This window comes from Kitasatospora sp. RG8 (genome assembly GCF_017813315.1).
Classification (GTDB): domain Bacteria; phylum Actinomycetota; class Actinomycetes; order Streptomycetales; family Streptomycetaceae; genus Kitasatospora.
On sequence record NZ_JAGIYX010000026.1, the window covers coordinates 50,870 to 63,890 of the forward strand.

Below are 13,021 nucleotides of genomic sequence, written 5' to 3' on the forward strand. Positions count from 1 at the left end.
GGAAGGGCGGGCCCGATGACCGGCCCGCCCGTGGTCCGACCGTGCGCCGCCACCCGGCGCGCCGGCGGCCGTCCGCCCCCGCGGCGGCCGACGCCCGGTCAGCGCGCCAGCAGCCGCCCGCCGGCCAGCCCGGCCGCGGTGCCGGCGGCGGCCACGGCCCAGGCGGCGACCAGCAGGACGAAGAGCCCGGCGGCCAGCCCGGTGAACCCGGCGAAGCCGGTGTGCCGGGCGAGCGCGGCCGCGCCGGTGACACAGGTGCCGATCGGGAAGGTGTACGCCCACCAGGTCATCGCGAAGGCCATCCCGGCCCGGCGGGCGCGCAGGTTGGCGGCGGTGGCGACGGCGAGCCAGAGCATCGCGACGCCGAGCACGGCCACGCCGTACAGCTCGGCGAAGGCGAGGGCGGCGGGGGCGAGTTGGGGGGTGACCGGGCGGGCGGCGTCGGCGAGCTGGTGGACCGCGGTGGTGGACTGGCCGAGCGGGCCGAGCACCAGGAAGAGCGACGGCGTGAGCGCCAGGGCCGGGATCTTGCTGTGCACCAGTCCGGTGAGCACCACCGGCAGCATGGCGAGGGTGGCCAGCAGGCCGACCCCGAACAGGGCCCAGCAGCCGTACAGCATGGCCTGCTGCGGGGTGCCGGCCGGCAGGTGCGGGACGAGTGCGGGGCCGGTGGAGGCGGCGACCAGCGGGGCGACGACCGGCAGCAGCCAGGTCGGGTTGGCCTCCAGCGGGGAGACGGCGTGCCGGGTGATCATCAGGTACGGGATGCCGGCCGCGACCGCCAGCGCGTACAGGGTGCCGGCGCTCCAGAGCACCGCGTCCAGGGCGACGGCGGGGCCGGTGCCGATCACCCGTGAGCCGAGCACCAGGGTGCCGAAGCCGACCGAGAGCAGGGCCATCGGCGGACAGCCGTAGAAGACGGCGGTGGCCGGGGTGTCCAGCAGGTGGCCGCGGGCGGCGGCCCGGTGCCGGGTGAGGTGGAGCACCCGGGCGGTCCCGAGCACCACCAGCGCGGCCAGCCCGAGACCCCACATCAGCTCGCCGAACCCGGTCAGCCCGGGGAGCGCGACGGGCAGTGCGGCGGCGCCGTTGCCGACGATCGCGGTGCCCATGACCGCCGCGTACCAGTTCGGGCTCAGCTGGGCGAGGTCGGGACGGACGTGCAGGAACGGTCGGGGGCTGTCGATCACGGTGGCCATGGAATCCACCGTGCCGTCGGCGGCCGGGCTCCGGTAGCGGCCGGAGCTCTATGAGGGCATAGCCTGAACCTATGGCCCTCTCCCCCCGCGTCCCCGAACTCGGCGCCCTCGAGTTGCTGCTCGCGGTGGCCCGGCTGGGCAGTGTCGGCCGGGCCGCGGCCGAGCTGGGGGTGAGCCAGCCGACCGCCAGCGCCCGGATCAAGGGCATGGAGCAGCAGATCGGCGTCCCCCTGCTGGACCGCTCGCCCCGGGGCAGCCGGCCGACCGAGGCGGGCCGGCTGGTGGTCGAGTGGGCCCGCCAGGTGGTGGAGGCGGCGCAGGCGCTGGACGCCGGGATCGACGCGCTGCGCGAGCGGCGGGACGCCCGGCTGGTGGTGGTGGCCAGTCTGACCGTCGCCGAGTACCTGATGCCGGGCTGGCTGCTGGCGCTGCACGAGGCCAGTCCGGGGACGGCGGTGACGCTGCGGACGGCCAACTCGGCGGACGTCGCCGGGCACGTGCTGGCCGGGGACGCGGACCTCGGCTTCGTCGAGGGCCCGTCCACCCCGCAGGGGCTGGCCGGCGCGGTGGTGGCCGCCGACCGGCTGGTGGTCGTGGTCGCGCCCGGCCACCCCTGGGCGCGCCGCCGGGAGCCGCTGACCGGGGCCGAGCTGGCGGCGACGCCGCTGGTGCTGCGCGAGCCCGGTTCGGGCACCCGGGAGGTGCTGGAGATGGCGCTGGCGCCGTACGGCGGTGCGGCGCGGCCACGGCTGCAGCTGGCCTCGTCGACGGCGCTGAAGGCGGCGGCGATGACCGGTGCCGGGCCGGTCTGCCTGAGCGAGCTGGCGGTGGTGGAGGAGCTGGCGACCCGGCGGCTGGTGGCGGTGCCGCTGGCGGAGGGGCTGGACCTCCGGCGCCCGCTGCGCGCGGTCTGGCCGGCCGGGCGGCGGCCGAGCGGCCCGGCCCGGGAACTGCTGACGCTGACCCGGCGCTCGCCGGGCCGCGAACCCTACAACCGTTCATCCGGAAGTCGAACCTTGGAAAGTTGAGTGGAATAGACTCAACTTAGTGCATGCTGTAGTCAGCAGGGTTCGGGCACCGGCCAGGGCCCACGCACCAGCAGGGATCCGCGCACCGCACGCGGGATCCACGTACGAGCAAGGAGGACACCCCAGCAGTGGACGCCAGCAAGTTCACCACCAAGACGCAGGACGCCCTGTCCGCCGCAATCCGGCAGGCGGGCGCCGCGGGCAACCCGGACGTCAAGCCGGTGCACATCCTGATCGCCCTGCTGGAGCAGCCCGAGGGCATCGCCAGGCCGCTGTTGGAGGCGGTCGGCGCGGACGCCGGCCGGGTCGACGACGGCGCGCGCCGGCTGCTGGCCGCGCTGCCCAGCGCGATGGGCTCCACCGTCGCCGCCCCGCAGCTGGCCCGCGACACCCTGGCCGTGCTCACCGAGGCCGGCAAGCGCGCCGACGACCTGGACGACCAGTACGTCTCCACCGAGCACCTGATGGTCGGCCTGGCCGCCGAGGGCGGGGCCGTCGCCGACCTGCTGGTGCAGCAGGGCGCCACCCCGAAGGCGCTGCTCGCCGCCTTCAAGGACGTGCGCGGCAGCGGCCGGGTCACCTCGCCGGACCCGGAGGGCACCTACAAGGCCCTGGAGAAGTACGGCACCGACCTCACCCAGGCCGCCCGGGACGGCAAGCTCGACCCGGTGATCGGGCGGGACCAGGAGATCCGCCGGGTCGTCCAGGTGCTCTCCCGCCGCACCAAGAACAACCCGGTGCTGATCGGCGAGCCGGGCGTCGGCAAGACGGCCGTGGTCGAGGGCCTGGCCCAGCGGATCGTCGCCGGGGACGTCCCGGAGTCGCTGCGCGGCAAGCGCCTGGTCTCGCTGGACCTCAGCGCGATGGTCGCCGGCGCCAAGTACCGGGGCGAGTTCGAGGAGCGGCTGAAGGCCGTCCTGAACGACATCAAGCAGAGCGACGGCCAGGTCGTCACCTTCATCGACGAGCTGCACACCATGGTCGGCGCGGGCGCCGGCGGCGACTCCGCGATGGACGCCGGCAACATGCTCAAGCCGATGCTGGCCCGCGGCGAGCTGCGGATGGTCGGCGCCACCACGCTGGACGAGTACCGCGAGCGGATCGAGAAGGACCCCGCCCTGGAGCGCCGCTTCCAGCAGGTGCTGGTCGGCGAGCCCAGCGTGGAGGACTCGATCGCCATCCTGCGCGGCCTCAAGGGCCGGTACGAGGCGCACCACAAGGTGCAGATCTCCGACGCCGCCCTGGTCGCCGCCGCCACCCTCTCCAACCGCTACATCACCTCCCGCTTCCTGCCCGACAAGGCGATCGACCTGGTCGACGAGGCGGCCTCCCGGCTCCGGATGGAGATCGACTCCTCCCCGGTCGAGATCGACGAACTCCAGCGCTCCGTCGACCGGTTGCGAATGGAGGAGCTGGCCCTGGAGAAGGAGTCGGACCCAGCCTCGGTCGACCGGCTCGACCGGCTGCGGCGCGATCTCGCCGACAAGAACGAGCAGTTGAGCGTGCTCACCGCGCGCTGGGAGCAGGAGAAGAAGAGCCTCAACCGGGTCGGCGAGCTCAAGGAACGCCTCGACGACCTGCACGGCGCCCTCGAACGCGCCCAGCGGGACGGCGACTTCGAGCGCGCCTCCAAGCTGATGTACGCCGAGATCCCGGCCGCCGAGCACGAGCTGGCCGAGGCGCAGGAGCGCGCGGCCACGGCGAACACCGACACCGACGCCGGCTCCGCCTCCCCCGCCATGGTCAAGGAGGAGGTCGGCCCGGACGACGTCGCCGACGTGGTCGCGTCCTGGACGGGCATCCCGGCCGGCCGGCTGCTGGAGGGCGAGAGCGCCAAGCTCCTGCGCATGGAGGACGAGTTGGGCCGCCGCCTGATCGGCCAGACCGAGGCCGTCCAGGTCGTGTCGGACGCGGTGCGCCGCACCCGTTCCGGCATCGCCGACCCGGACCGGCCGACCGGCTCCTTCCTCTTCCTCGGCCCCACCGGCGTCGGCAAGACCGAACTCGCCAAGGCCCTGGCCGACTTCCTCTTCGACGACGAGCGGGCGATGGTCCGCATCGACATGAGCGAGTACGGCGAGAAGCACTCCGTCTCCCGCCTGGTCGGCGCCCCGCCCGGGTACGTCGGCTACGAGGAGGGCGGCCAGCTCACCGAGGCGGTCCGCCGCCGCCCGTACAGCGTGGTGCTGCTGGACGAGGTGGAGAAGGCCCACCCCGAGGTCTTCGACGTGCTGCTCCAGGTGCTGGACGACGGCCGGCTCACCGACGGCCAGGGCCGGACGGTGGACTTCCGCAACGCGATCCTGATCCTCACCTCCAACCTGGGCAGTCAGTTCCTGGTGGACCAGAGCACCCCGGAGGAGCGGAAGAAGGCCCTGGTACTGGACACCGTCCGGGCCGCGTTCAAGCCGGAGTTCCTCAACCGGCTGGACGACATCGTGGTCTTCGACCCGCTGGGCACCGCCGAGCTCAGCCGGATCGTCGACCTCCAGGTGGCGAAGCTCGGCGAGCGGCTGCGCGAGCGGCGGCTCACGCTCCAGGTCGGCGAGGCCGCCCGGGACTGGCTCGCGCTCACCGGCTACGACCCGGCGTACGGCGCCCGTCCGCTGCGCCGCCTGGTGCAGTCCGCGATCGGCGACCAGCTCGCCCGGGCGATCCTCTCCGGCCAGGTGCACGACGGCGACACCGTCCTGGTCGAACGGGACGAGGAGGCCGACCGCCTCACCGTCCGTGCCCGCGGGCCGCTGGAGAAGTAGCTCGCCCGTGCCCCGGCGCGCGGTGGGCCGCCCCTGCGGGAGGGGCGGCCCACCGCCGTGTTCACCCTCGGTGTCCGCCGCCCCCGGCAGGCCCTCCGGCAAGATCCTTCCCGTCCCGCCACCCCTGTGAGGCCGGGCCCGGATGAGGCAGGATGGGAGGTGGAAAGGGCGGCCTCATTGCCGGCCACCACGTGCACTGAGGAATGAGGACCCCCATGAGCATCGACCCGTCGTCCATCCCGTCGTTCGGCCTGCCGCAGGGCGGGCAGCCGGGTGGCGGCCAGGGCGGCCGACCGGCCGGCCCGCCGCCGATCATCGTCCCGGACCAGGCCCTGGTGACCCAGCTGCTGGACCAGATGCAGCTCAAGCACGTCGTGGACGAGGAGGGCGACCTCACCGCCCCCTGGGAGGGCTTCCGCGTCTACTACATGTTCCGCGGCGAGCAGAAGGAGCTCTTCGCGGTCCGCGCGTTCTACGACCGCGCCTACCCGCTGGAGAAGAAGGCCGAGATGCTCGACCTCATCGACGAGTGGAACCGTGAGACCCTCTGGCCCAAGGTCTACACCCACACCCACGAGGACGGTGTGGTCCGCCTGATCGGCGAGGCCCAGATGATCGTCGGCACCGGCGTGAACCTGGACTACTTCGTCACCACCACCGCCAACTGGACCCAGGCCGCCGTCGGCTTCGAGCAGTGGATCGTCGAGCGCCTCGGCCTGCAGAAGGAGATCGAGGGCGAGGAGGGCAACGGCGAGGCCCCCGAGGGCACCGACGAGGCCTGACCCCCCGAGCGTCAGCACACGGCACGGCCCGCCACCGGTACACCCGGCGGCGGGCCGTCCTTGTCCCCGGCCGCCGCACGAGCCGGCGCCCGGTCCACCGATCGCAGTAAGGAGCAACTGATTACTATCCGACGGTAATCATTTCTGGGCAGGGGGAACGCCGCCTACGGGCGGCGCCCAATTACGGGGGGAAACACATGTCGGATCCTGATTTGGCCTTGGAGCTCAAGGTCAATCCGGCCGAGCTGGACGGCTGCGGACAGAGCGCCCAGCACACAGGCGGTCTCATACCGGGCGAGACGTCGAAGATCACCGAGCCGTGCAACCAGGCCGCCACCGGTCTGCGGGGCTTTCTCACCGCCGTCGCCATCACGAACTGCGGCACGAACTGGAAGACGCTGCTGGACAAGCTCGGCGGCGACATGGGCGACGTCGGCACCAAGCTCGCCACAACGGCCGCCTACTACCGCCAGGTCGAGAAGGACGTCCACACGAGCATGAGGAACCCGGCCGCCCCGGTCCCGGCCGAGCCGGACCCCTTCGGCACGACCGTCGTCCCGGGCCCCGTGAAGCCCTCCAGCGCGAAGGCGGCCGAGTAACCGATGGACATCAAGACCCTTTACGACGCCGACGTCATCGGCATCATCACCGCGAAGAACGCCTTCGACACCCTCGCCACCGCCTTCGGCCAGCACAAGGACAACTGGCAGACCGAGGTCATCGACCGGCTGAACCGCTCCCAGTGGACGGGCACCGCCGCCGGCCACGCCCAGGCCCGGATCCAGCTCCTGGAGAACGAGCTCCAAGCCGCCCAGCAGGAGATCGGCCTCGTCAGCAGGGCCCTGCAGGACGCCTACGACGCCTTCGCCGCCGCCCAGTCACACCTGATCAGCGCCCTCGACGACGCCAAGACCCACAAGCTGACCGTGGCCGCCGACGGCGGGATCACCTGGGACAACGACCCGAACTCCGCGAACTTCGCCGGCACCGACGCCGAGAACCAGGCCAAGCAGATCCAGGCCAGGATCACCGCCGCGCTCAACGAGGCCGACCACGCGGACCAGACCATCAACACCCGGCTCGCCCACCTCGCCACCAACGCGAGCAGCGGCACCGGCCTCGACTCCGCCACCGTGAAGGCCGACACGGACGCCGCGAACGCGCTCCAGCAGATCCCCGCCGCCGGCACCGACCCGAACAGCGTCAAGGCCTGGTGGAACGGCCTGACCGATGCTCAGCAGCAGCGGATCATCCTCAACCACCCGGACCAGGTCGGCAACCTCGACGGCATCCCCGCCGCCGCCCGCGACCAGGCCAACCGGACCAACCTGAAGAACCTGATCCAGGACCGCCAGCGCCAGATCGCCGACCTCGGCCCCGCGCCGGCCGCCACCGTGGGTACCGGCAGGTTCATCCGCCCGAACCCCGCCTACACGGAGTGGAAGACCAAGCGCGACGCCCTGCAGGAGAAGCTCGACGGCTTCCAGTCCATTCAGAACCGGCTCGACGGCAAGGTGGACAACGGTCTTGGCGGGCCGGGCTCCAACCCGCCGCTGCTGCTGCTGGGAATCGGTGATCAGGGGCAGGGCCGCGCGATCATCTCCTGGGGCGACCCGGACAAGGCCAAGAACGTCTCGTCGCTGGTGCCCGGGCTGAACAGCACCGTGTCAGGTGTCGGAGGGGGCGACGCCAGGACGGCGAAGCGCATCTACGATTCCGCGGTGAACAGCGCGAGGGCCAACGGTGACGTGCCCCCGAGCGTCGCGTCCGTGTTCTGGCTGGGGTACGACGCCCCGCAGTTGGACGGCCCCTCCGTGCTCATGCAGGACCGGGCGGAGGAGGGCGGGGCCGCGTACAACAAGTTCCTCACCGGACTCCGGGCGACCCACGAGGGGGCGCCGGCGCACATGACCGCGCAGGGGCACAGCTACGGCTCCCTGGTGGTCGGGAAAGCCACCCAGCACCCCGGCGGCCTGCCCATCGACGACATCGTCCTGGTCGGCAGCCCGGGCGTCGGGGTGGACAAGGCGACGCAGCTCGGGATCGGTGCGGATCACGTGTACGTCGGCACGGCCAAGTACGATCCCGTCGCGGACGCGCCGGCCCCCGGGATGCTCATTCCCGGCTGGGCCGCGGTCGAGGCGATCACGAATCCCGACGGGTCGTGGCACGGCACCGACCCGGCGAGCGAGAGCTTCGGCGGGCAGCGCTTCTCGGTGGCGGACGGCTCGGTGACCGACTCCCACGACAACTACTTCGGGAAGGACGACAAGGGCGGCGACTCGCTCCCCAACATCGGGAAGATCGTGAGCGGCCACGGGAACACGATCACCAGGGAGGATCCGAGGTGAGGGCCGCGGTCTGGCGCGTGATCGTGCCGGGGGTGCTGCTGGCACTCCTGGTCGGCTGGTACGCCTGGCCGGAGCCCGGGGAACCCACCGTGCCGGTCGAGCAGGCGCAGCACCGGATCGAAGCCGAGCTCGCCGATGTCGCGGGGGCCTTCCACCCGGGGCTCCAGTGGGCCGAGGCCAGGTACGAAAGCGACCCCGAGTTGACGGGACTCTGCGGTACGTCCGGGTGCAAGAAGACGGGTCGGGCGGAGATGCTCGGCCGTCAGACGGCCCGAGTCCGGATCGCCTCCAGGCGGGAGGCCGAGCCGCTCGACATCGTTCAGGCGCTCTGGGCGGCAAAGGGGTACTCGGTCCGCCGTGAGGGGTGGTCCCTGGAGGTGAGGGGCTCGGGGTTCAAGCTCTGGTTCGTCTCGGACGTGAGCGGTTGTGCCGAGTTGCAGGTCTCCGTGTTCAACGTCACCGACATCAGCGGTGACAACGGGGAGGGCGGGTTCGGTCAGGGACCGCTGGACTACGCCGCCCAGTGCGCGACGGTCGACGACCCTTACTGGTCGAGCTGACACCGCCGAGCCCGCCCGGACCGAAGACGTCGGGCGGGCTCGGCCGCGCTGCTCACCCGTGTCCCGGTCGCCTTCGGCCCGGCTGCGGCACCAGCCGGATCGAAGGCGGCGGGGGCGCATCCTTGTCCATCGCTCGCCGACCGTCAGAGGATGGCCCTCACTACGAGCCGTGAGGAGCCACTGATGGGTACCAGGCCGCTGCTGAACCGCCGCTTGGCGGGCATGGGCACGACGATCTTCGCCGAGATGTCGGCCCTCGCGACCGCCACCGGCTCGATCAACCTCGGCCAGGGCTTCCCGGACACCGACGGGCCCGAGGAGGTCCGCGAGGCCGCCGTCCGGGCGCTGCGCGACGGCCGAGGCAACCAGTACCCGCCGGGCCCCGGCATCCCGGAGCTGCGGCAGGCCGTCGCCGGGCACCAGCAGCGCTTCTACGGCCTGACGTACGACCCCGACACCGAGGTGCTGGTCACCGCCGGCGCCACCGAGGCCATCGCCGCCGCCCTGCTCGCCCTGCTGGAGCCGGGCGACGAGGTCATCGCCTTCGAGCCGTTCTACGACTCGTACTCCGCGTGCATCGCCATGGCCGGCGCCACCCGCGTCCCGCTCACCCTGCGCGCGCCGGGTTTCCGGCCCGACCTGGACGAGCTGCGGGCGCTGATCACCCCGCGCACCCGCCTGCTGCTGATCAACACCCCGCACAACCCCACCGGACTGGTCCTCACCCCCGAAGAGCTCGCCGCGATCGCCGGGCTCGCCGTCGAACACGACCTGCTGGTCGTCACCGACGAGGTCTACGAGCACCTGGTGTTCAGCGGCGGCCACCACCCGATCGCCGCCCTGCCCGGCATGCGCGAGCGGACCGTCTCCATCTCCTCCGCCGGCAAGACCTTCTCCTTCACGGGGTGGAAGGTCGGCTGGGTGACCGCGAGCGCCCCCCTGGTCGCCGCCGTCCGCACCGCCAAGCAGTACCTGACCTACGTCAGCGCCGGGCCGTTCCAGTACGCCGTCGCCGAGGCCCTGCGCCTCCCCGACGGCTACTTCGACGGTTTCCGGGCCGACCTGCTCCGCAAGCGGGACCTGCTCGGCGACGGGCTGGCGGCCGCCGGCTTCGCCGTGTTCCAGCCGCAGGGCACCTACTTCATCACCACCGACATCACACCGCTGGGCGAGAAGGACGGCGTCGAGTTCTGCCGCTCCCTCCCCGGGCGCTGCGGCGTCGTCGCCATCCCCAACGCCGTCTTCTACGACGACGCCGAGGCCGGACGGAGCCTCGTCCGGTTCACCTTCTGCAAGCGCGACGACGTCCTCGCCGAGGCCGTCACGCGACTCCGGCGGCTCTGACCGGTCCGGCCGGGTCGCCGCCCCCGCCGGAGGAGGCGGTGCCCCGGCCCAGCCGGATCCGCCCACCCGGCGGGATCGGCGGGATGTGCTGACCATTCGTCAACTTGCCCGACGGGCGCGGCTTTTCGCTGCCTGTCGGGCATTCGGCATGCCTGTCGGGCAGGCCCGCGGGGGAGCATGGACCACCGTGCGCCGGGAGCGTGGGAGGGTGGGGCGCGCGGGGCTCGTGGGCGGCGTGCATGCAGAGCGCACGGCGCGTGGGCCGGTGCGAGGGGCGCGCGCTGTGCAGAGTCGCACACCGGGTCGATCAGAGCGGGGAAGCAGGCGCGCTCGAAACGGTGAATGCTTGACAAAGTTGGGTAAATCACCGGCGGACCCGGCGTATTCATGCTTCTCTGCTGCTGAATCTCCAGCCGGAATCCTTCCTTCCACGGTCGGCCGCGCCCTGGACCGCACAGCCACGAACAGCCTCGCCTCTGCCTGGCCCTACTCGCTGCTGCTCGGCGGGCGCGCACGGAGCTGAAACGCGGAGCCGAGCATGCTCACCACACTGCAGACCTCCTACACGGACACCCGCGCCGGTGACCTGGCCTGGTGCCTGGGCGGCGAAACCCTGCCCGCTCTCGCGGTCCGCAACCTGAGACTGGACGGTGCCGGGCGTCCCGGTCCGCCCGGCACCCTGCAGCTGCGGCTGCTCGGCGCATCGCACCAGGTGGTGATCGCCGCCGGACCGGGCGAGTGCCTGGAGACCGTCGCCTGCCTGCCCGGCCGCCGGACCCCGCTGCCGGCCCGGGTGGCCAAGCAGGTGGACGGCTGGGAGTACGAGTTCGCGGCCCGGATCGAGGCGCTGCCGCCGCACGACTTCGCCGCCCGCGCCCAGGAGTTGCTGGCCCTGGTCGAGGGACACCCGCGCGGCCTGGCCGGGGTCTTCCCGGGCGACCCGAGCGCCTTCACCGCGCTGGTCGCCCAGGGCGGCGCGGACCGGCTGCTCTGGCGCACCTGGCACGCCTACCCGCAGGAGGGGCAGCTGGTCTGCACCCGCTCCTCGCTCGTGGTGTCCCGGTGAGCACGGCAACCGCGCCAGAGGCGCTCATACGGCGGCAGACCGGCCCCCATTCGTACGCAGGAACGATCCGTCAACCCGACGTATCGCACTGTCCGTCGAATGGACGCAGCCACCCGTACCGAACGTCGCCTAGCGTTTGTTCGTGATCAACCATCCGGCCGGTCCCCCCGCACAGCCGGGACTCGACCTCGACGACGGCAGCCCACTCCGGTTCGGGCGGAGCCTGACCCCCCTGCCCGCCCGCCGTCGGTGCCGGCTGCGTGCCCGCCCCCGGCTCGCCCGGCTCACCGTCCTGCTGGCCTCGTTCGTCTGCGCGGCCTGCGGACTCGTCTACGAGCTGGAACTCGTGGCGCTCGGCAGCTACCTGCTCGGGGACTCCGTCACCCAGACGTCCGTCGTGCTCTCCGTCATGGTCTTCGCGATGGGCCTGGGCTCCCTGCTCGCCAAGCGCCTCACCCGCCGCCCGGCCACCGCCTTCGCCCTGGTCGAGTGCGCGCTCGCGCTCACCGGCGGGCTCTCCGTCCTCGCGCTGTACTCGTGCTGGGCCTGGATCGGCCGCTACCAGGCCGCGATGGTCGGGCTGACCTGCCTGATCGGCGTCCTGATCGGCGCCGAGATCCCCCTGCTGATGACGCTCATCCAGCGCATCCGGCGCGAGGACGCCGGGCGGGCCGCCGCCGACCTCTTCGCCGCCGACTACGTGGGCGCGCTGATCGGCGGGCTGGCCTTCCCGTTCCTGATCCTGCCCACGTTCGGGCCCGGCACCGGCGCCCTGGTCACCGGCGCGGTCAACGCGGTCGCCGGGGCCGCCGTGGTGCTCTGGCTGTTCCGCGAGGAGCCGGCCCCGCGGATCCGGATGCTGCTCTGGTGCTGCTGCGGGCTCGTCCTCGCCGCCCTCGCCGCGGCCGCCGCCTGGTCCGGCGCGATCGAACGGGCCGCCCGGAGCGCCCTGTACGGCCCGCAGGTCCGCTTCGCCGCCCACGGCCGGCACCAGGAGATCGTGCTCACCGGCCCGGCCGAGGGCCCGCTGCGGCTCTATCTGGACGGGCGGCTCGCGGTCTGCGGCCCCGACGAGTACCGGGGCAGCGAGGCGCTGGTCCACCCGGCGATGGCGGCCGGGCCGGACGCCCGGGTGCTGCTGCTCGGCGGCGGCGACGGGCTCGCCCTGCGCGAGGTGCTGCGGCACGGCGGGGTCCGCTCGGTCCTGGTCGTCGACGCCGACCCGGCGCTCACCCGGCTGGCCCGGACCGACCCGGGCCTGGCCGCGCTCTCCGGCCACTCGCTGGACGACCCCCGGGTCAGGACCGCCGACGCCGACCCGCTGGAGTGGCTGCGCAGCGTCCGCACGGGCGACCGCACCTTCGACGTCGTCCTCGCCGACCTGCCCGCCCCCGACGAGGCCGGCACGGTCAAGTTCCACTCGCAGGAGTTCTACGGCCTCACCACCCGGCTGCTCTCCCCCGGCGGGCGGATCGCCGTCCGGGCCGGCGACGAGCGGGTCGGCGACGAGCGGGCCGGCGACGAGCGGGTCGGCGACGAGCGGAGCGGCCTCTGGCAGGTCGAGTCCGGGCTGCGGGCGGCCGGCCTGCGGACCGTCCCGTACGCCGTCCAGGGCGGCGCCACCACGAGCTGCCGGCCCGGGCCGGAGAGCAGCGGCGACGGTGGCGGCGGCGACGGTGGCGGTCAGGCCTTCCTGCTCGCGGCCGCCGCCCAGCCCCCGCTCGGCCTCGCCCCGGACGCCCCGCCGCCCCGCGCGCTCACCCCCGACGCCCTCCGCGCCGCCGCCTCCCGGCTCACCGCCCTCCGCCCGGCCCGCCCCCCGGCCGCCCTCACCCTGCTGGGGCCGCGGTGAGACGCCGGACGGGCGGGCGACGGGCCTTGGCGGCGGGGCCCCGGGCACGGTCCGGCGGGGCGACGGGCGCCGGGCGGAAAAGT

At 73.3% G+C, this 13,021-nt stretch carries 10 protein-coding genes; 9 read left to right on the forward strand and 1 reads right to left on the reverse strand.

Annotation, left to right across the window (positions count from 1 at the left end):
* Positions 1-98: 98 nt before the first annotated feature.
* Positions 99-1,199 (reverse strand): TDT family transporter, encoded by a 1,101-nt coding sequence (locus J5Y04_RS30480; RefSeq protein WP_209415625.1) that lies wholly within the window; start codon positions 1,197-1,199, stop codon positions 99-101.
* A 71-nt stretch (positions 1,200-1,270) separates the two neighbouring features.
* Here J5Y04_RS30480 and J5Y04_RS30485 point away from each other — a divergent pair, with 71 nt between their 5' ends.
* The 9 genes from J5Y04_RS30485 (at position 1,271) to J5Y04_RS30525 (ending at position 12,938) form a co-directional block, all read left to right on the forward strand.
* Complete coding sequence (locus J5Y04_RS30485; protein WP_209415626.1) at positions 1,271-2,227, forward strand: LysR family transcriptional regulator; 957 nt, start codon at positions 1,271-1,273, stop codon at positions 2,225-2,227.
* Positions 2,228-2,355: 128 nt separating this feature from the next.
* Positions 2,356-4,983: an ATP-dependent chaperone ClpB gene (clpB, locus tag J5Y04_RS30490; RefSeq protein ID WP_209415627.1), complete on the forward strand. Its 2,628-nt coding sequence runs from the start codon at positions 2,356-2,358 to the stop codon at positions 4,981-4,983.
* Between the two features lie 215 nt (positions 4,984-5,198).
* Positions 5,199-5,765 (forward strand): YbjN domain-containing protein, encoded by a 567-nt coding sequence (locus tag J5Y04_RS30495; RefSeq protein WP_209415628.1) that lies wholly within the window; start codon positions 5,199-5,201, stop codon positions 5,763-5,765.
* A gap of 197 nt (positions 5,766-5,962) precedes the next feature.
* A complete protein-coding gene (locus J5Y04_RS30500; RefSeq protein ID WP_209415629.1) occupies positions 5,963-6,364 on the forward strand; it encodes a hypothetical protein in 402 nt (133 codons plus the stop codon).
* Positions 6,365-6,367: 3 nt separating this feature from the next.
* Complete coding sequence (locus J5Y04_RS30505; protein ID WP_209415630.1) at positions 6,368-8,116, forward strand: alpha/beta hydrolase; 1,749 nt, start codon at positions 6,368-6,370, stop codon at positions 8,114-8,116.
* A complete protein-coding gene (locus J5Y04_RS30510; protein ID WP_209415631.1) occupies positions 8,113-8,676 on the forward strand; it encodes a hypothetical protein in 564 nt (187 codons plus the stop codon). The genes J5Y04_RS30505 and J5Y04_RS30510 overlap by 4 nt, the downstream gene beginning before the upstream one ends.
* 183 nt (positions 8,677-8,859) lie before the next feature.
* Positions 8,860-10,020, forward strand: coding sequence for a pyridoxal phosphate-dependent aminotransferase (locus J5Y04_RS30515; protein ID WP_209415632.1), 1,161 nt, complete (start codon positions 8,860-8,862; stop codon positions 10,018-10,020).
* A gap of 538 nt (positions 10,021-10,558) precedes the next feature.
* Positions 10,559-11,086 carry a DUF2617 family protein gene (locus J5Y04_RS30520; protein ID WP_209415633.1) on the forward strand — a complete coding sequence of 176 codons (528 nt, stop codon included), beginning with the start codon at positions 10,559-10,561 and terminating at the stop codon, positions 11,084-11,086.
* 142 nt (positions 11,087-11,228) lie between these two features.
* On the forward strand, positions 11,229-12,938 hold the full coding sequence (locus J5Y04_RS30525; protein WP_307853381.1) for a polyamine aminopropyltransferase: 1,710 nt from the start codon (positions 11,229-11,231) through the stop codon (positions 12,936-12,938).
* Positions 12,939-13,021: the final 83 nt, after the last annotated feature.